Source organism: Paenibacillus azoreducens (assembly GCF_021654775.1).
GTDB classification, from domain to species: domain Bacteria; phylum Bacillota; class Bacilli; order Paenibacillales; family Paenibacillaceae; genus Paenibacillus_AQ; species Paenibacillus_AQ azoreducens.
In genome coordinates this window covers 5,201,745-5,220,589 of sequence record NZ_AP025343.1, presented here as the reverse complement: position 1 = coordinate 5,220,589, position 18,845 = coordinate 5,201,745, and the positions used below count along the sequence as shown (strand labels likewise).

Here is an 18,845-nt window from a genome sequence, read left to right as displayed (position 1 = left end):
TCATGAATACAGTGATTGTGCGAAAGGCTGAAGACTTGGCTCCCTGGGAGCCGGCTTGGAAGCAATTGATAGATCATCTGGAAAACGCGGAAATTTTCGATACCTGGGAATGGCTGGATTCCTATCTAAGCCATATGTTTAACGAGGAACATGAGCTGTTCATTGTTATCATCACCGACCGGGAACAATGCGTCGCCATTGCCCCGATGTGCATTGCCAGGCAAAAAATCAAGTGGACCCGCGTAAGATCGCTGCAGTTTATCGTTTCCGGAACCGGCGAGACCGGCAGCTTTTTCCTGCATCGGCAATACAGCCAAGTAAAATTGCTGAAGGAAATCGCCAAGACGCTGAAGGAACATCAGCAGGAGTGGGATTGGATCGATTTATACAATCTCCATTCGCTGCATCCGGTTATGGGGCTTATTCGGGAAGTTTTTGGCGGCTCATTCGATGTGTTTGCCGAGCCGAAGTCGGTTATGCCGTATCTGGACATGGCTTCATTCCACCAGGATCAGCTGGCTTCGGGGAGAATCAAGGCGATCCAGCGGAAAGAACGGAAATTAAGCAGGGAGCATAACGTTAAGCTGGAGGTTCATGTTCCCGTAGATGGCCGCATTTGGGAGAGTTTTTTGAGATGCACAAAATACGGTGGGAGGACAGCCTGTTCAAAAACCGGATGGCGGTTGATTTTTACCGGGAGATCGTACCGAAGCTTGCGGCAATGAACCGTGCGCATTTTTCTTATCTCGAAATCGGCGGGAGCATCGCTTCGGCCATGCTTACCTTTAGTTATAGAAGCAAAGTATATCTGTATATCACATCCTTCTCCCAGCAGTATATGGAGTATGGCGTCGGGCTTGTTCTGCTGAACAGGGTGATGGAATATTATCTGGACAGCGGAGTCAAGGAAGTCGACTTTATGAGCGGCGCTCAGGAGTACAAATTTTTCTGGGCGGATAGAGCCAGGCTGTGCCACCACATCCGTTTGATCAGCCGTGATCGCGGCAGAAAATTGCTGAAGGCCTGGACGCTGCTGCAGACGAATAAGGAAGGCATCCGGTCATTGTTTCCGGTGAAGCAGAAGAAGCCGGATCACATATCGGGAGAAGCAATATTGGAATCAAGGAGAAGCGTGCATGCACATCGACCGAAGCAAATGGTTTAACGGCGCGGATTCGCCCGTGCTGTTTATGATCGATGATCTGGCCAACGCATGGGTTGACACCAGTGGCGACGGCAGCTTGGATTGGGGCGAGGACTGGGGGTTCTTCAAGGAGGAGGACCGGTCCTCGTTTCGTTTTTTGCGGGAAGAGATCCTGAAGTATTATCCCGAAGTAAAGGTGACTTTCTTCGTGCCTGTCGGGGCCCGTGTCGGCATGATCCAAAATCCGGTCCACGCGATGACCGCTCAGCCAATCAATGCGGACGAGGATAGCAAGGCTTTCTTTCGTTCCGTCCACCAGCATCCCAATTATGAGCTTGCTTACCATGGGACGACGCATGGCATCGTAGGCGAGGAAGCAAAGGATTTTATCCAGGAATGGGCGTCATTTGCCAGCTTGGAAGAAGCGCTGCACCAAATAGACGAGGGAGTGCGGATTTTTGAGGATGCAGTTGGAATGAAGCCATCCGGCGGCAAATATTGCGGTTATACCAGCAATGGGTTTTCGGATCAAAGCATCGATGAATCCGGGTTTGCATGGTGGTGCCGATACTGGAACCGCGGCCGGGCGGACGGGAGCGAAGACCCGTGCTGCGGACCGGATTCGGACCCGCTGAGCAATTATGATGTAAAGCGTTTTGGCCAAAACGGCGTGCTTGATATTCCGTCGACGGTAAACGGCGCGCTTCTGAACGGGCTCTACCATGCCCGAACATCGGCGAAGGATCGGATCAAGCGGATGCTAAAACCGGTTTTTATCAAGTGGAAGCTGCGGGAAATCGATTATCTCCTGAAGCATCGGCTGGTCATCAGCGTGCAGGAGCATATTGCGCCTTCGCGTGATGACGGCCGCAGGCAAAGCCCGAATATTTTTGACGACCGCGAGAGCCTGCTCCAAATTTTCAGCTATGTCAAAGGAAAAAACGTATGGTATTGCACAGGGACGGAACTGGCCGATTACGTCAATCTGCGCGATCGGGTCATGATCGAACGGTTTGCGGAAAACCGGTTTGCATTAAAACATGAGACCAAAGATCGGGACAAACTGTTGTCTTTGAGCTTTAGCGAGCTTCGGCCTTTCCGGCTTCAGCTTCCGGACGGCCGCCATCTGGATGTGCGAAAGGGAGCCGCCAACGTGCCGGTGATGGAAGGGGATTATGTCATAACCCGCGGAATATAGCATGATTTGCGTAAAGGAGAAGGCGTTATGAGGGTGCTTTATCAAACCAGATATAATATCTTCACCCGCAAGGGTGGGGATACCGTCCAACTGCTGAAAACCAAGGAATTTATCGAGAATCGGTACTCCGGCATCCGAATTGACATCAACAGCGACCCACAGGTGGATCTGTCGGCGTATGATCTTGTGCATGTATTTAATATGCTGCGGCCGCAGGAAACCATCCTGTTCATGAACAATGCCAAAGATCAGCATAAAAAAGTCGCCCTTTCCACCATATTCTGGAGAAGTGCGGAGTTTGAGCGGCAGGGCCAGATCGGGCTGCGGAAAATGGTCAACCGCATGATCCGTTACGACGACATGGAGAAGCTGAGGGCGATGTACCGTTATTATATCGACGGAGAAAAACATGAAGGGACCTTGCGGTTGATCCGGCAGGGGTATACCAGGCTGCAGCGCGAAATTCTGGACCAGGCGGATCTGCTTCTGCCCAATGGCGTGGGAGAGGTCGAGCTCATCCGGAGCATTTTCAAGCCGGTAAAAAAGCTGCATTATTTGGTGGTACCCAATGCGATCGATGCCCGTATTTTCTCGTATGATCCCAAAGCGACTCGGGAGACGATTTTGTGCGTGGGGAGATTCGAACCCCGGAAAAATCAGTTGAATTTGATCCGGGCGTTTAATGACTTGCCCTATAAGCTGATCCTTGCGGGTACGGCACATGAGACGCAGCGGAAATATTTTGAGGCGATGAAAAAAGCGATCCGGAAGGACAACATCCAAATTTTGGATGAAGTGGACCACCGCGAACTGCAAAAGCTGTATGAACGGGCCAAAGTCCACGTGCTCCCCAGTTGGTATGATACCCCTGGCCTGGTGTCGCTGGAGGCCGCTGTCAGCGGATGCAATATCGTTGCGACGACCAGGGGAACGACCAGGGAATATTTTGGAGACGACGCTTTTTATTGCGAACCTGGGGATGTCGGGAGCATCCGCAGAGCCGTCACTGAAGCCTTTGAGGCTCCTTATAACGAGCGGCTGCAGAACCGGATTATGTCCGAATACACCTGGGAACGGGCGGCGGATTTGACTGTGCAAGGTTATGAACGGCTGCTTGGCCTAAATGACAGGGAGGCGGATACGGGATGAAAGAATCCGTGATCATTGTCTCGGACTATATCGAAGGCGAGCCGGTGGTTGCATCGGTCCGGTTTGCGGGGCTGATGGAATATTTCCGGCAGCGGTTCGAACTGATCGTGATCCATGACGGAAAATACGGAACAAAGCCCAGCCGGTTCGCATCCGCAAGCTTTGAATATACGACGGCGGACAGCATGCTGACCCAGCCGATGAGAGGCGGAAGAACGCATGAGAAAAGCGGCGCCTTCCGCCGGTATGCGGAGAATATGCTACGAAAGAAATGGATATTATCGGCATGGCGCAATTACAAGTACAGCAAGTTCAAATTCGACCGGATGAACGCCTCCCTGTATGCAGAGCTGGATCGTTTGCTCCTGGAAACAGAAGTTAAGGCCGTGTTCGTCACCGTACCGGACGTGTATGGCTTATACGTGCTGGATTATATCAAGCGGAAGTCGCCGCATCTGCCGTCCATTATCGAAATCCGCGACATTATCAATCACAGCATCGGGGAAGGCAATCCGAAATATGTGCTTAAACAGGCTGAACAAATGGTGCCTAAGCTTGCGGACGGCGTAATTGCCGTTTCCGAGGGGATCCATCAGCATTACCGGATCCGAAATCCGGTGCTTGAGATGGAGCTTGTCAAAAACGGCTATGACGAGGAGTGCTTTGAAGGCGCGGTTTTTCAGCCGGTTTCGCTTGCGAAAGGACGAATGATTCTGGCGCATATCGGCTCGATTTATAAAGGCAGGAACGTTAAAGCGCTCATCGAAGGTCTGCAGATTTTTTCTGAACGAAAAGGGATTGACGTGGAGCTTCACATCGCCGGTCTGCTTGACAGGCAGGCGATCAGCGATATGGACAGCGCAGCTGACGCGGAGTCCGGAGTCACGCTTCACATTCATGGAAGCTTGGAGCATGAGCAGGCCGTAAGGCTGCTTCGGGAAGCGGATGCTGCCGTTATCCTAACCCATACGCACGGGAGCGACTATGCCATTCCGGGCAAAACCTTTGAATACATAGGCGCCTGCAAGCCTATTCTTGCAGTGACGGAGGACCGTGAATTGTCAGCGCTTGTCCAGGGACGATATGGGGAATGCGCCGGTCATGAGGCAAACGGAATCGCGCAGGCGCTGGAGCGTCTGAGCGGGGCAACGTATGATTTTTCCAACCGACGGGAGTATTCCCGAAAGTTTCAAGCGGAACGGATACTTCAGTTTATGGAACAAATCATGCTGGACGGGCGGAATGTAAAATCCGAGTGATGAGGGTTGATTATGCTCACAATCATGCTGTTTCTTATACCTGTGCTGCAGGCGGGAATGCTGGTGGCGGTGAACTTTTTGCCAAATAAGCGGCTGGGGGGAACATTGCTTGGTCTGGTGCTGCTGGCGATGGTCAGCAATATTCAGCTGAATATCGGCTATGAGAATGTGCGCGTGGATATTACGGTATTTGTTTTGCTAATTGTAAATCTGTCGCTTTCGGTACATTTGATGCTAAAAAACAAGCTTCAGACACTGGAAACCGACCGCATTAGCGGGACAAGGTTTCGACTTGCGGCCGGATCCATTGCATTTATGCTTCTGATGCTGTTATTTCAGGGATATACTTTGGAGATTTACGAAGCCGGCCTATACGTTTACCATTTGAATCTTCTCCTGAATCTGCTGCAGATGGCTTTATTGTTTTATTTGCTTGGCATGCTTCAGATTCATGCATCAACGCTGCTCCTTTGCATAGTATGCTATTCGGTTGCCAATTCGGTGCTGGGCCTGCTCCAATATGCGACGAATAAATCGCTGCTGCTCTTTTCGGCGCAGGACTCCATTAATTATTATGAAGGGGTTAAAGTCGCCAAAAGGGTGGTTGGTTTTGTTGGGGCGAGCAACGGCGCGGGCAATCTCGGCGCGATTTTATTCCCTGTGCTGCTGTATTATTTTATGCAGCGAAAAAGCTTGTTTGCTTTTACCGCCATGCTGCTGAATGCGGCATTTTTGTTCCTCACCTTTACGAGAATCGGTTATTTATCGGTTTGCGTGCAGTTTTTGATTTTTCTGTTTTTCGCTCCGCTTGGCAACAGGTATGGGCTCATGAAAAAAATAGGGATGATCATTGCAGCAGGCCTGGCAGCCGTTATTGCCTACCAGCTCTTTTTTGATCAGTTATACCAAATTCTGTTCCTGGACCGGGGGGATACGGAATCCCATCGTTTCATGCAGTTTACGGGTGCGTTCAGCGTGCTGCGGGAGCATCTTTGGTTCGGGCTTGGGGCCGGGCAGTATATACCTTACATGCAGACCCATCACGGAATCGATGATATCGCTTTGCATTCCCAGTTCCTGAACGCGCTGGTGGAGCAGGGGATTTTCGGATTTATGATGTTCTTCTTCGCTTTTGGGGCTTTGTTTGTTTGGAGCTTGAAAAAATACAAAGGGGAAGGCTGGTTTCCTGTAGCCCTTTTCCTTGGTTATTTTATTGTCGCGAACTTCAATCCGAACCAATACTACAGCCTCTGCACGTATACCTTTTTTGCAATCGCCTTCGTCCTTGTCTTTGCTCGCAAAAGCCCGGACATGCGCCAATCGGCCAAGCAAAATGTACAAATGGAGCCGTCAAATTGTCCCAAACCAAACCGGCAGGTCGTCAATATAATGCAAATGTACAAGGGGATCTGACCATTCGGGATGAGGGAGGTGGCTTTGATGGCCGATGTTGGGGGCGTGAACGTACGGCTCTACGGAGCCAAGGGAGATGGTGTGACAGACGATTCGCGGGCGTTCCAGCTGGCGTTAGGCAGCATTTCCGCGAGCGGCGGAACGATTGTGATTCCGGACGGCGTCTATAATGCGAATATTACGATCACGACATCCAATGTGTGCATTACGGGAACCGGAACGTTAAATGGTTCGATCAACCTGTATGGAACTCCAACCGCAAACGACAGATTTACCGGTACCGGCAATGTCAAAATCGACGGTATCACCATTCAGGGGGAAAAGACCCGAAACGGCATCAACTGCAAATGGTATTACGGTGTCATTATTACGGGAGTCCGGTTTATCAACTGCCTGAAAGCCATTTATTTTGAAAAGGTAAACAAGACGCAGCACTGCTCGCGTTTTACGATTTCCGGAAACCAGCTGATTGATTGCAATTACGGTCTTTACGTTGACTTTATTGCTCCGGATGACGGCGGAAACCATGTGGTGGGCGACGTGAATTTTTCGAATAATATGTATGAATCAAGAACCAATGTTCCGGGTGCTTTCAGCAATATATGCCATATATGGGCCAAAGGCATCGATGGCCTGGTTTGCAAAGGCAATACATTGTTTTTCGGGCATACGGGCTCGGAAAAATCGAATATCTACATCGAAGATTTTAACTGGGTTATTATCGAAGGGAACCATTTATTCGAGGCGGTGGAAAGCGCCGTTATTGCCAAGGATGGCTTTAATTTGGTGATCGCGAACAATAACGTTGCTTGGGCCAAGCAATACGGCGTGTATTTGTCATCGGTCGTGGGCGGAATCGTAAACGGCAACAACCTGACCTGGAAGTCGGGGGAGGACATTCAGTCCACAGGCGTCTACATCGAAAACAGTCCCTATTTTATCGGCAATGTTTCGAACAATAATATCTTTTTCCCAGGAATATACGCGCTGCAGATCAAAGACAGCTCCTTTATTAATATTACGGGTAACAACGCGCGAAGCCAATACGGCAAAAACCAGCCGGTCAAAATCGATTCGCCTGCGACCTGCGCTTCGATCAGCATCACTTCGAACCAATTTACGAATTATCCGGCAAGTTCGATAAGCCGCGACTACTACTCCGCGAGTCCGGTCAGCACCAATTATTTGAGCGGCAATACCGAAGGGCTGCCGGCCGTTCCGATCAAGGGAGTGTTATCCCAAGAATACAAGGCGTTTACGGATAATTCGGCTGCCGTCGATATTTCGAATCTCACGCTTGCTGTGTTTGCATATACAAAAACAACGACTGTTACTCAATTGACGAAAGAGGACTTGTCCGCATCGCTGCCGCGAATCGTCGTGCTGTATTCCTATACAGGCAATTTGCGAATATCCCGGCAGATTCCGAACGTCAAACTGAAGGGCAGCGGTTCATACGTCGCTTTTCCGGCGGATTCAAGCATGACGCTGCTGGTGTACGGCTCGCAGATCATGGAATTATCGCGCAACTTCTCCGTATTATAAAGAGGTCAACGCAAGTTCTATAAGGCCCGAGGGGTCTTTTTTGAAATATAAGAAGCACATACCCTGATCTTATATTTCTCGCGGAATCGCTTACCGTTCTTGAACAGGACGCCGTAGGCGTTTCTTTTTGTTTAAACCTGCAAGGTACATAAAAACGGAAGAGGTATGGAAGATGAAGCATGTGTTTATTATCGGTTCCAAGGGGATTCCGGCCCGGTACGGGGGCTTCGAGACATTCGTGGAGCAGCTGACGGCCCGCAAAACAAACCGGGATATCCGGTATCATGTCGCCTGCTTGTCGGACCGGAAAGGGGAATTCGAACACAACGGGGCGCGCTGCTTTCAGGTCGCCGTTCCGGCTATCGGCAGCGCCAGGGCCGTCCTGTACGATTTGCTCAGCTTAAAGGAATGCATCCGTTACATCCGGCGGCACCGGCTGACGGATTGCAAGGTCTATATTTTGGCCTGCCGGATCGGGCCTTTTTTTTATCCCTATAAACGCAAGCTTGAGCACATGGGCGTGACCGTGCTGGTCAATCCCGACGGCCATGAGTGGAAACGCGGCAAGTGGAACGCACTGATCAAGCGGTACTGGAAGGTCTCGGAGAGACTGATGGTCAAACATGCCGATCTGCTCGTTTGCGATTCGAGGGGAATCGAGCAGTATATTCACGAGGACTACGCCAAATACCGCCCCAGAACGACGTTTATCGCTTACGGTGCGGATCTGGCTTCTTCGACGCTGGATGACCAAAGTCCGGAGCTGCTGGGCTGGTTGGAGAAACACCGGGTTACGCCGGGCGCATATTATCTGATCATCGGCCGGTTTGTGCCTGAAAATAACTATGAGCTGATGATCAAGGAATACATGAAATCGGACACGGACAAGGATTTGGTGATCATTACGGGGATTGAACAAAACCCGCTTTACGATGAATTGCAGCGGGAATGCCGGTTCGACCGCGATCCTCGGATCAAGTTTGTGGGGACGGTATATGAGCAGCAGCTGTTGAAGAAAATCCGGGAGCTTGCTTATGGTTATTGCCATGGTCATGAAGTGGGCGGCACGAATCCTTCGCTGCTCGAAGCTTTGGCATCCACGAAATTGAACTTGCTGTATGACGTGGTGTTTAACCGCGAGGTAGGGGAAGACGGGGCTTTGTATTTTTCGGCCGAGCCGGGTTCCATGGCAGCGAAAATCAGCGAGTTGGAGCGTTATGACGACCGCATGATCAAGGAACTTGAAGCGAAGGCCAAGGGGCGGATTTCGGCGGAATATACTTGGAACCACATCGTCAAATCCTATGAGCATTTATTCCATTCCTTTGAGGTACTTCACCGAAAGTCTTCCCGTGTAAGGAGCTTACCGGAATATACCGGGGAGAAGCTGAAGCAAAGCCGGTAATGGCTGGCCCGGGCAATCGATGGCGAATATCTAATACATGAGGTATACGAGTCATATGGAGATCATTTTCGCGTCCATTTATATACTGCACCAGAAGATTTCAGCCAACCTGGATTTATTCTATTTCTTGTCCATTGTTTTGATTTTAAAGGATGTTATTGAACGTAGAAGTTTGACCTGGAGGGCTGTTGGATATGTCTATTTTGCCGTTCTGTATGCCTTCCTGCAAATTCTTATGAACGACCATGTTGAAGTGGGCCGTCTTGTCGTTAACCTCTCCAAGCTGTTTCTGAATATTGTGCTGTTTTTGCAGGTAAAGGAGATGAAGGTGGGGCTGAACTCCTTCAAAAAGATCATTTATGCCGCATCTGCGATCAACCTGGTTTTACTTTGTATCGGTATGGTGCATAAGACGAAGCTGCTATGGCGGCTGGACGATGACGTCAACCTGTACCAAAAGGTCCGGCTTGCGCTTTTTTACGCCGAACCAAGCGAAGCATCGTTTCATGCAGGCATTCTGATCGTCATTTTGGTCAGCTTCATTATGCGCGAGACGGGTCTAAGAAAAAACATGATCAACCTCTTCTTCCTTTCAGCGAATGCGGGAGTTGTCATCGTATCGGCAGGTATGGGGGGGATGCTCAGTCTAGGGCTGGCGTTGACCGTTATGTACATTTACTATTTGGGCGAAAGAATCAGCGTACCGAAACTTTTGGCGGCTATGCTTTTATCGATTGTGGGAGTCTTTGCTCTCTTCAGGTTTGCAGCCAGCAATAACAGTTTTTATATGCGGTTTAACGATATTGTAAATGGTACGGACGGTTCCGTTTTTTACCGTTTCAACGTCAGCGCCAGAATAATGGGGCAGATTCTCGTAGATTCCAATTTCATTGGAACCGGATGGGGCAATCTGAATACGGATGCTGTCAAAAATACTTATTACAGCCATGGCTTGGTTGAGATTATTGCCAACTCGTTTATGTACGTTATCGCAGAGGGAGGGATCGGGGCAATCTTGCTGCTGTTCGTTTTCCTAGTCATGCTGGTGATGCGGGTGCGAAGGCACGAGAGGGTGTTCAAATACGGGCTTTTGATCTTTATTCTTAGTTATCAAATTGCCGGCGGTTATTTTACCAATCCGGTAAACTGGATTCTCTATGGCTTGATTGCCAATCATACTCTGTTATCTGATGACAGGAAAAGCATGCATGGGCTTGCCTTCAATATCCCTAGAATTAATCAGAATGACTACAGCAAACGAGAAATCGTTTGAATAGTCTGGTAGTACTATAAGCAGGGAGTTGAGGCAGATGGCTGACAGTACCTCATGGGTTATCGTAACAGATCCCGGCCGTTTTCTGGGTGATCTTGCCCAATTAAAAGCAAACGGGGGAGGAGAACTGATTCTTTCAAGCGGAACGTATGCTGTGAATACGGACCTGACGGTAGATGCAAGCATCGCGTTAAATTTCATGAATGGTGCCAGGCTGAATATAACCAGCGGAAAATCATTGACCTTGAATGGAAGAATCGAGGCAGGAATGACGCAGATTTTTGCCGGGGATGGCTTGATTAAGGGCAAACCCCAGGTCAAAGAATTTTACCCGCAATGGTTTGGCGCTGTGGCAGATGGAAAAGCGGACGATACCCGAGGCATTCAATCCGCTATCAATACGGCAGCTTCCATAGGCGGAACGGTTGTGTTTCCGGCGGCGGCATACAATGCAGGCACCGTTTCCTTGAAATCGGGTGTGAAGCTGGCTGGTGAAAAAGGGGCCGTGCTTCAAAACGCGTCGCAGGGAACAGATACGATTTTCTCGGCCTCAGGCGTCTCCTCCTTTGAAGTAACCGGCATGGAAGGGAAAATCAGCTTTAACTTGGATTCATGCACAGGTTTCCATATCCATCAGCTGCGTATAACAGGGAACACGGGCAATTGGATTTTTTCGGGCTGCTCGAATGGGATGATTACCCATAATCAAATCCTGAACACCAACAATGTGAACGAGCGAATCCTGTATTTAAGCGGATGCAGCTATATGCTGGTTGAGGGCAATCAGATCAAAAATCAGCTGCTCTTTAATAATGTACCGGGGAACCTGAATATCGGGGTTAACGTTTCCTCATCCAAATACTGCCGGGTCGTGAATAATCATATCGAGAACTGCGGCGGACAGGGAATTACGTTTGATACGAATATCGGGATTACGGGAGACGGCCGTAAGTGTTTCAGCAATTTGGCGGCAGGGAATATTGTCATCGGAAATGGACAAGAAGGAATTACCGCGTTTGCTTCCAGCCAATTCGAGACGTTCGATATAACGATATCGGGCAATATTTGCATCAACAACCGTTATGACGGTATCGAGCTGTGGGGAGTAAGGCAGTGCATTGTAGAAGGGAACAGCATCAGTGCACCGGCAATCAAGGATTATAGCTTCGGCGCCATCAATATGTATGCTTCCAAAGATATTATCGTGGACGGGAATTCGATCGAAAATGTACCCACCTCCGGCATTGCCGCCGTAAACGGTTCGAATTATCCCGAGCCGGGGTGCTCGAACATTATTATGACAAGCAATCGTATCCACAACTGGAATTACCAGGATATGAATCCGGCTACGAACCATGACCAAAATTGCGGGATCAATTTATTTGGAGCGGAATTTACGGTTGTTCAGGGAAATCTGTTTCTGGATACGCGTCCAGGCCGGAAGTACAGCATTAAGGCGATTTCCGTCGTTTCGGGACATCATCATATTCAAGGCAACATCAACCCGGGGAATCTGCCGATGGATGATCATATTGAAGCTGACATGGGCTGGGGCGGAAGACAGATTGCAGAGCGTATTCCCATGCTGCGGATGTCGCAGCTTCAGGGGGATGTAAATAACGGTAATATTCAAGGGATCGATTCGGGATCCGTATGGTATAACGCCAATACGTTCGCGCTTTATTTCAAAGGATTCGAGAAGACGATGCTGACCCCCATGATTATTGATGAAAATAGTTCCTCCGGATTTCCTTCAGCCGATTATGCCCCCGGATTTCTGCAGTATCAGGTTCAGACAGGGCGGTTATTCTTCAGAGGTAAACCCGGAAATTCCAACGGGAAATATGCCGAAGTGGTGCTGAAAGATAAGTTCATCAATTTAAAACGAAGCACGGAAGTAACCAAAAAGCCGGTGGAAGGCGATGTCTATTACGATACGGTGAAGAAAAAACCGGTTTATTTTGACGGGACGAACTGGAGAGACTTTTCCGGCAATATTGTTAGCGTGAATCCGTAAGAGGTTGTTCAAAAAGTCCGCTTTTAATCACGCACTATAAGGGAAAACCGAATTGATTCGCTGGAGCTGGCTAGGAGCGCTTCCGGCAGTCAATTTTTTTTGTTGTAAGGCGCAGCATATTTGAAACGAAATCCAAACATTTAAAAGGAAGGCGGCCTAATAATGCAAAAAACGATGATCGGGCTGGTCAAGGAGCAGCGGGCTCCCGGCGCAGTGCTTAAAGAAGTTCCGCTGCCAATCATCGGTCCGGATGAAGTTTTGGTACAGGTCAAAGCAAGCTCCATCTGCGGTACGGATCTACATATCTATAACTGGGATGCTTGGGCTGAAAAATCGGTGGTGACCGGAAACGTATTCGGCCATGAATTTTCCGGGATCGTAGTGAAAACGGGGGAGTGGGCCGGCCATATCCGAATCGGCGATCATGTGTCGGCCGAGGGGCATATGGTATGCGGAAACTGCAAAGCATGCCGCACCGGAAATAAACATGTATGCCGCAACACCCGCAGCTTCGGGATTACCGCCCCGGGATGCTTCGCAGAGTATGCGGTCGTGAAGGCGGACAATATCATTCGCAACGATCCGGATATGCCGCATGAGCTGGCCAGTTTGCAGGATCCTTTGGGCAATGCCGTTCACACGGTGCTTGCCGGGGATATTGTGGGCAAATCGGTATTGATCGTGGGAGCGGGGTTGATCGGGCTTATGGCGATCTCGGTCGCCAAGGCGTGCGGGGCCGGTCTTGTGATGGCGGCGGATGTGCATCCTTATCGGCTGGGCATGGCCCACCGGATGGGAGCGGATATCGTCATTAACAGCTCCAAAGCGAGTCTCCCGGAGCTGGTTCGAGACGTAACGGGAGGCGAAGGGGCGGAGGTCGTGCTGGAAATGTCGGGGCATCCGGGAGCGATCCGGGATGGATTCGAAGCGGCAGGACGCGCAGCCCGGGTCTCACTGCTTGGCATTCCTGCAGAAGATGTGGCGCTCGACATGGGTCAGATCATTTTCAAAGCCTTGCGGGTTGAGGGGATCACCGGCCGCAGGATGGACGAAACCTGGCATCAACTGAAAGGTTTGCTGCGCAACGGAGATCTGGGCCTCGGCAAGCTGGTGACGCATACCTGCTCGCTGGACCGTTTTGAGGAAGCCTTCGCGCTGATGAACAGCGGTTCTTGCGGCAAAATTGTATTTCTAAACGGGCTCCGCAATCATTTTGAGGCGGTGAAACATCCGTCCGCCCAAACGCTGCTGCATGTGTGATGTGAATGAAAAAAACGGGGCTGCATTCGGTGCAGCCCCATGATTTGCACAATCCCGGGGCCCCCGCAAAGTAATCGGAGTAAGCTTCGAAGGCCGCGCGTCACTCAGTACTTTTGCTTCGCAAAAGCGCCCTTCAGGCGTCGGACTTCTTTCCGATACTCTTTGTGGGGTTATCCTACTAGGGTTAATATACCCGATGTATGATATCCTCGAAATCCGGTTCCTCCATATGAATATCCGCAACCTCGCCCCAATCGCTGACGATCCGCAGGATATCCATCGCTTTGACCTGCTGCCTGTTTGCTTCAATCCGCACTTCTTGCCCGCCTGCTTCCACGATCCGAAACGTCTGGTCACCATCCAGCACCAGTTCGGCCGGGAAAAGGCAGCCTTCCGGGACAGGCAGCCGGTAATCGCCATGGAATGCAATACGGATGACTGTCGGCAGTCCGATTTTGTCCCGCAGATGCGGGATCGTTCCCTCATAGCTGAGTTCCCCGTGATTAATCACCATGACCCGCTCGCACAGCTGTTCAATGTCATCCATGTCATGGGTGGTGAGCAAAATCGTTTTCTCATATTCATGGTTCAACCGCTTCAAAAATCCGCGGATGCTGCGCTTAGCCGTCACGTCCAGGCCGATGGTCGGTTCATCCAGGAACAGAACATCCGGATCATGCAGCATGGAGGCGGCGATATCGGCGCGCATTCGCTGTCCGAGGGACAGCTTGCGGACCGGTGTCAACCAGAATTCCTTCAATTCCAGCAGTTCACCAAGCTCTGCCAGCCTCTTTTCTTTGTCGGCAGGAGCGACTTTATACATATGGGCCAAAATATCATATGAATCCTTAACCGGCAGATCCCACCACAACTGGCTGCGCTGCCCAAACACGACGCCCAGCCGTTTGGCGACCTGCCGCCTCTGTTTATGGGGGTTGATCCCGTTAATCTTCACCTCGCCCGAGGATGGATGAAGAATCCCGGTCAGCATTTTGATCGTAGTGGATTTGCCGGCTCCATTCGGGCCGATATACCCGACGAATTCCCCTTTTCCAATCGTAAAGTTGATATCTTTTACCGCCTCTTTTAAACGGTATTCCCTGGTGAACAAGGTGCGGAGCCCGGCGAAACGGCCCTCCTTGACGACAGGCGTCCGGAACTGCTTATTTAGTCCTTTCACTTCAATCATGGCTTGCGCTTGCTGCATCTTGAAATCCCCTTTCTTTTTAGAGATCGTTTCTCGGTGCTGAAAACCGCCCCTTTTGAACATGCATTTTTAGCTTCCCGTACTTTGATAACGCGAGAGTCCGAACTTCCAAAACTTCATGGCCAGGCAGAAAACGATGCCTGCGACAAGCGCGATGGCAGGCATCAGCCAAGGCCCGTATTCTCCGCGCAAAATGAACAGGGAAGGGACATAATTGACAAAGCCGACGGGAATCACGATGAGCAGAATGGACCGGAGCCAGGCCGGATAAATGGCAAGCGGATAGCGGGCGGCTGTCTGTGCGGAATCCTCCGTAAGCGTTTGCAGCTCGTTGATCCGCGTCATCCAGAAGCCAACCGCAGCGGTAGCAAGCCCGATGGAGAAAAGGATCACGGATCCGGCGACGATCGCCAGAAGCGTATATGGCAGAGCGATCCACGTGATTTGGCCGCTGGCGTGAAGGCCGTGCAATGACCAGAAAAGAATCGTGCTTCCCTGCAGAAGTTCGGCCGGCATCAGGCGGAAATTTTGCGACATGAGCGCAAGCAAAATCGGAACCGGACGGGTCAGCAGCTGATCGAGTTCCCCTGTCGTCAAATATTTTTCGAGATGATGGACATCGTTTGCCAGCATGCGGTACAGCGTTTTGGACAAAGTCATGACGGCAAAGAGGTAACCTACTTCATGCAATGACCAGCCTTTGATGGCGCCGAATTTGTTCAGGACAATCGCGATCATCAGAAATTCGGCAAACTGGACCAACGCGGCAAGGATCGTGCCTAGAATAAAATTGAATTTGTACTGCATGCCGCTTCGGACGCTCGAACGGATCAGCACGGCGTACAAACCCAGCCAATATTTGATTGTCATCCGCCCTGCACCTCCACTTTCCGTCTGACAATGACCGTAACGAGCAGGCAAAGCAGCGTAAAGAGAGCGCACCAAACGAATGAGCCCAGCAACCGGCCCGCTTGTTCATACCCGAGATAAATCCGGGTCGGGACGTACAGCAGATAGGGATAAGGAGACAGCCAGCTCACCGTCTGCAGCCAAGACGGCAGCCATTCGACCGGGATAAAAAAACCGGCAAGCAAATTGATGAGTGCATGATTGCCCCAATACAGCCAGTTTGATTCCGTGGTCCAAAGCGCCGTGACGCCGATGATGTAGTTGATGCAGATGGACATATAGGCGGCCGCGGCCAGGGCGATCAGCGAATACAATAGCGTTGTCCAGCGGTCCGGCAACGTAAGGCGGAACGCAACGATGTACAGGAAATAGATAGGGATGGATTTATAGACGAACTGATAAGCGATTTGTCCCCATTCCCTGCACATGCACATGACGAATAAATGGACGGGCCGCATTAAATCAAGCGAGATTTGGCCTGTCCTGACGGCTTGCGGAATGCCAAGCCCATTGGTAGTGAACCCGCTGACCCAGAGCGAGGCCTGCGTGAAAGCAATGTAGCCGACCATGCCGTGCACGCCGTATTCTCCAAGCGGGCGGTCCTGTCCGATCCCGATCCAGATGCAAGCGTAAAGATAGCCAAAGAGAGCGCTTGCGACATTGTGCAGCATGTGGGCGCCGCGGTAATGCAAATTGCGGGCATAAGCTTTTGAAGCCAAAGTGAAATAAAGCATTGAACACCTCCGATAAGTTTTGCGGTGACGGATCCGTCAACTTCAGTCAAGGCGAACGAGTGAGAAGGTATCCATCATACCAAAATCTGGTTTGAACCGCAATACAAACTTTCCGAGGTTGCCAGGGGGCGTGGTTCAACGACTCATTTCAAACATGAGCAGCGGACGAAGCACCGCCACTTGGCGCTCCGTAATTTTGAATTCACTAGCTCATTTCAATTGTGCCAACTGTGATTTGGCGTTTTGCAGTATGCTGCTGATCTGGTTTTCAAGGGCGAGAATTTTCTGCTTTTGTGTTTGGATTTGCCGGAGCTGCGAAACCAGGGTGTTCAGGTCATTGTGGATTTTTCTCGCATCTCCGCTTTTGACGGATTGGGTTACCCCTCTCCACATCGGACTGATGTTTTTATTAAGGCTGGCTGCGGTGCTTTTTTCGGCTTTGATTTTGATCCGGAGCGGATCGGCGCCCGAAAGGATCGCGCGGATCCTTTTCTGGGAGGCGCTTCGTTTGGATTTGGCCGCGGCAAGCGCCTGCTCCTTGTTTTTAATATCCGCTTTTGCGATTTGCACGGCTATTTTAACCGTGTCGGCTTGGGCTTTTAACATGGAACTAAGCTGCTTGTTTTTGAGCTTGCCTGCTGACTTGATTTGCTGATTAAGCGCCGTATATGCGGACATAAGGGGTTTATATTTGTCTTTGGCCTGCTTCAGCGCCTGTTCCAGTTTGGATATTTTATCCGCATCAATTGTTTTAACTTGCTTGGTCAAAGCGGATTTCAGTTCTTCGTTTTGGTAATGCAGCGTGTTGATGCTTTGATCCGTTTGCTGCAGCTGGTTTTGCAGCGCGGTAAAACTGCTGTACAGCGAGCCCAGTTTGCTGCGGAGGGCGCTGTCTGCTGCAGTGGCGCGGTCAACGGCGGCTTGTTGGGCGGAGGACCACTGCATGGAAGCGGCGGCTCGAACAGGTAGGGACGAGACTAGAGACAGCGCGATGATAAAAGGCAGGACGGCGAGAATAGGATTTTTGAACAGTTTCATGAACATGCTCCTTTGCATTGAAAATGGAAGAACGGCTTCAGTCACATACGACGACAAAAAAGCACCCGCAAAGAAAGGCTGACTGCCTTCTCTTACGGGTGCTTCTTCGTAAGCCGTACATCGAATGAAATTGTTAATAATATAATTAAAATTCCTGTATTTGTCAATCTTTATTTGTATAACAAGAAATATTTTTAATGATAAAACGGACATAAAAAGTACATAAACAAAAATAAAACAATATAGATTATGTTTGTTTTTGTTGACTATTCTTTGCGATCAGAGTACGATGAGGGTGAAAACACAGATTATATTAAAGGAGAGGCTAGCTGTGGGTACATCGACTCTGGAATTGAACCGTGATCTTCCGGCACTTGAAATCCCTTTTATCCGGGAGATGGCGGAAATGACGTATCATATGTGGCAATTGGGCTGGGATGAGCGCAATGGCGGGAATATCAGCCGCATTTTAGATGAGGAGGAGGTAAGTCCTTATCTGAACTTGGACGGAGGCAGCCGTGTAATCGCATTGTCTTTTCCGGTTCCCGAGCTAGCCGGAAAAATCTTCATTGTCACCGGATCGGGCAAATATTTTAAAAATGTCATTTCCGATCCGGAAACGAATCTGGGAGTCATTCGCGTGGCGTCCGATGGGGAGCATGTAAATGTGTTATGGGGATTTAAAGGCAATGCGCTGCCGACGAGCGAGCTTGCTTCGCATTTTATGAGCCATATCGAGCGGCTGAAGGCGGATCCAAGCCACAGGGTCGTGATGCATACCCATACCACGAATGTGATTGCCATGACATTTGTTCATGATCTGGATGAGAAAAAATTCACAAAAACACTTTGGCAAATGTGCACCGAATGTATCGTCGTATTTCCCGAAGGAGTAGGCATGCTGCCATGGATGGTTCCGGGCAGCGCGGAAATCGGCCGAAAAACGGCGGAGAAGATGCAAAGCGGACGGGTGGTCATTTGGCCGCATCACGGCATTTTCGGGACTGGATCGACGATGAATGAAACCTTCGGTCTGATCGAGACGGTGGAAAAGGCGGCGCAGGTTTACATGCTGGCGGCCGGACGCGGCATCAAGCAGGCGATAACCGACCGGGATCTGTCGGAATTGGCTGCGGCATTCGGCGTTACGCCTGCGGCGGGTGTTCTAGAGGTTTAAAACACGAAGGGATACGAAATTCAATCGGGGAGGCGTATTAATGCGCGTCCCCGTTTTTGGGAGTACGCCCAGCATGGGCGTCATCTCTAGGGTGAAAGTCCTGAACGGGGGCTGGCG

At 50.3% G+C, this 18,845-nt stretch carries 16 protein-coding genes; 12 read left to right on the top strand and 4 right to left on the bottom strand.

Annotated features, from left to right (window positions below; translation table 11 throughout):
* The first annotated feature begins 2 nt into the window (after positions 1-2).
* The 11 genes from L6442_RS23210 (at position 3) to tdh (ending at position 13,663) form a co-directional block, all read left to right on the top strand.
* Positions 3-725, top strand: coding sequence for a GNAT family N-acetyltransferase (locus L6442_RS23210; protein ID WP_212979675.1), 723 nt, complete (start codon positions 3-5; stop codon positions 723-725).
* Entirely contained in the window at positions 635-1,165 is a 531-nt protein-coding gene (locus tag L6442_RS23205; protein WP_212979674.1) for a GNAT family N-acetyltransferase, read from the top strand. Before L6442_RS23210 ends, L6442_RS23205 begins: the two co-directional genes overlap by 91 nt.
* Positions 1,137-2,342: a hypothetical protein gene (locus L6442_RS23200; protein WP_212979673.1), complete on the top strand. Its 1,206-nt coding sequence runs from the start codon at positions 1,137-1,139 to the stop codon at positions 2,340-2,342. The genes L6442_RS23205 and L6442_RS23200 overlap by 29 nt, the downstream gene beginning before the upstream one ends.
* A gap of 27 nt (positions 2,343-2,369) precedes the next feature.
* Positions 2,370-3,491 (top strand): glycosyltransferase, encoded by a 1,122-nt coding sequence (locus L6442_RS23195; RefSeq protein WP_212979672.1) that lies wholly within the window; start codon positions 2,370-2,372, stop codon positions 3,489-3,491.
* Positions 3,488-4,750: a glycosyltransferase family protein gene (locus L6442_RS23190; RefSeq protein WP_212979671.1), complete on the top strand. Its 1,263-nt coding sequence runs from the start codon at positions 3,488-3,490 to the stop codon at positions 4,748-4,750. Before L6442_RS23195 ends, L6442_RS23190 begins: the two co-directional genes overlap by 4 nt.
* A 12-nt stretch (positions 4,751-4,762) precedes the next feature.
* A complete protein-coding gene (locus L6442_RS23185) occupies positions 4,763-6,163 on the top strand; it encodes an O-antigen ligase family protein (RefSeq protein ID WP_212979670.1) in 1,401 nt (466 codons plus the stop codon).
* 27 nt (positions 6,164-6,190) lie between these two features.
* Positions 6,191-7,708, top strand: coding sequence for a right-handed parallel beta-helix repeat-containing protein (locus tag L6442_RS23180; protein ID WP_237100053.1), 1,518 nt, complete (start codon positions 6,191-6,193; stop codon positions 7,706-7,708).
* A gap of 172 nt (positions 7,709-7,880) precedes the next feature.
* Positions 7,881-9,113, top strand: a complete 1,233-nt coding sequence (gene cps2T, locus L6442_RS23175; RefSeq protein WP_212979668.1) for a beta 1-4 rhamnosyltransferase Cps2T — start codon at positions 7,881-7,883, stop codon at positions 9,111-9,113.
* Positions 9,114-9,168: 55 nt separating this feature from the next.
* Positions 9,169-10,386: a hypothetical protein gene (locus L6442_RS23170; RefSeq protein WP_212979667.1), complete on the top strand. Its 1,218-nt coding sequence runs from the start codon at positions 9,169-9,171 to the stop codon at positions 10,384-10,386.
* A 37-nt stretch (positions 10,387-10,423) separates the two neighbouring features.
* Positions 10,424-12,403, top strand: coding sequence for a right-handed parallel beta-helix repeat-containing protein (locus tag L6442_RS23165; RefSeq protein ID WP_212979666.1), 1,980 nt, complete (start codon positions 10,424-10,426; stop codon positions 12,401-12,403).
* 162 nt (positions 12,404-12,565) lie between these two features.
* A complete protein-coding gene (tdh, locus tag L6442_RS23160; protein ID WP_212979665.1) occupies positions 12,566-13,663 on the top strand; it encodes an L-threonine 3-dehydrogenase in 1,098 nt (365 codons plus the stop codon).
* A 184-nt stretch (positions 13,664-13,847) separates the two neighbouring features.
* Here tdh and L6442_RS23155 read toward each other — a convergent pair whose 3' ends face one another.
* From L6442_RS23155 to L6442_RS23140, 4 genes are all read right to left on the bottom strand, one after another.
* Complete coding sequence (locus L6442_RS23155; protein WP_212979746.1) at positions 13,848-14,852, bottom strand: ABC transporter ATP-binding protein; 1,005 nt, start codon at positions 14,850-14,852, stop codon at positions 13,848-13,850.
* Positions 14,853-14,939: 87 nt separating this feature from the next.
* Positions 14,940-15,740 (bottom strand): ABC transporter permease, encoded by an 801-nt coding sequence (locus tag L6442_RS23150; protein ID WP_212979664.1) that lies wholly within the window; start codon positions 15,738-15,740, stop codon positions 14,940-14,942.
* A complete protein-coding gene (locus tag L6442_RS23145; RefSeq protein ID WP_212979663.1) occupies positions 15,737-16,513 on the bottom strand; it encodes an ABC transporter permease in 777 nt (258 codons plus the stop codon). Before L6442_RS23145 ends, L6442_RS23150 begins: the two co-directional genes overlap by 4 nt.
* A gap of 210 nt (positions 16,514-16,723) precedes the next feature.
* Complete coding sequence (locus tag L6442_RS23140) at positions 16,724-17,551, bottom strand: hypothetical protein (protein WP_212979662.1); 828 nt, start codon at positions 17,549-17,551, stop codon at positions 16,724-16,726.
* 331 nt (positions 17,552-17,882) lie between these two features.
* Here L6442_RS23140 and rhaD point away from each other — a divergent pair, with 331 nt between their 5' ends.
* A complete protein-coding gene (gene rhaD, locus L6442_RS23135) occupies positions 17,883-18,728 on the top strand; it encodes a rhamnulose-1-phosphate aldolase (protein WP_272880273.1) in 846 nt (281 codons plus the stop codon).
* Positions 18,729-18,845 lie beyond the last annotated feature (117 nt).

Bases quoted from the DNA above. Each gene is read 5' to 3' on its own strand.
- L6442_RS23210 (WP_212979675.1), top strand. From the start codon at position 3: ATGAATACAGTGATTGTGCGAAAGGCTGAAGACTTGGCTCCCTGGGAG.
- L6442_RS23205 (WP_212979674.1), top strand. From the start codon at position 635: ATGCACAAAATACGGTGGGAGGACAGCCTGTTCAAAAACCGGATGGCG.
- L6442_RS23200 (WP_212979673.1), top strand. From the start codon at position 1,137: ATGCACATCGACCGAAGCAAATGGTTTAACGGCGCGGATTCGCCCGTG.
- L6442_RS23195 (WP_212979672.1), top strand. From the start codon at position 2,370: ATGAGGGTGCTTTATCAAACCAGATATAATATCTTCACCCGCAAGGGT.
- L6442_RS23190 (WP_212979671.1), top strand. From the start codon at position 3,488: ATGAAAGAATCCGTGATCATTGTCTCGGACTATATCGAAGGCGAGCCG.
- L6442_RS23185 (WP_212979670.1), top strand. From the start codon at position 4,763: ATGCTCACAATCATGCTGTTTCTTATACCTGTGCTGCAGGCGGGAATG.
- L6442_RS23180 (WP_237100053.1), top strand. From the start codon at position 6,191: ATGGCCGATGTTGGGGGCGTGAACGTACGGCTCTACGGAGCCAAGGGA.
- cps2T (WP_212979668.1), top strand. From the start codon at position 7,881: ATGAAGCATGTGTTTATTATCGGTTCCAAGGGGATTCCGGCCCGGTAC.
- L6442_RS23170 (WP_212979667.1), top strand. From the start codon at position 9,169: ATGGAGATCATTTTCGCGTCCATTTATATACTGCACCAGAAGATTTCA.
- L6442_RS23165 (WP_212979666.1), top strand. From the start codon at position 10,424: ATGGCTGACAGTACCTCATGGGTTATCGTAACAGATCCCGGCCGTTTT.
- tdh (WP_212979665.1), top strand. From the start codon at position 12,566: ATGCAAAAAACGATGATCGGGCTGGTCAAGGAGCAGCGGGCTCCCGGC.
- L6442_RS23155 (WP_212979746.1), bottom strand. From the start codon at position 14,852: ATGATTGAAGTGAAAGGACTAAATAAGCAGTTCCGGACGCCTGTCGTC.
- L6442_RS23150 (WP_212979664.1), bottom strand. From the start codon at position 15,740: ATGACAATCAAATATTGGCTGGGTTTGTACGCCGTGCTGATCCGTTCG.
- L6442_RS23145 (WP_212979663.1), bottom strand. From the start codon at position 16,513: ATGCTTTATTTCACTTTGGCTTCAAAAGCTTATGCCCGCAATTTGCAT.
- L6442_RS23140 (WP_212979662.1), bottom strand. From the start codon at position 17,551: ATGAAACTGTTCAAAAATCCTATTCTCGCCGTCCTGCCTTTTATCATC.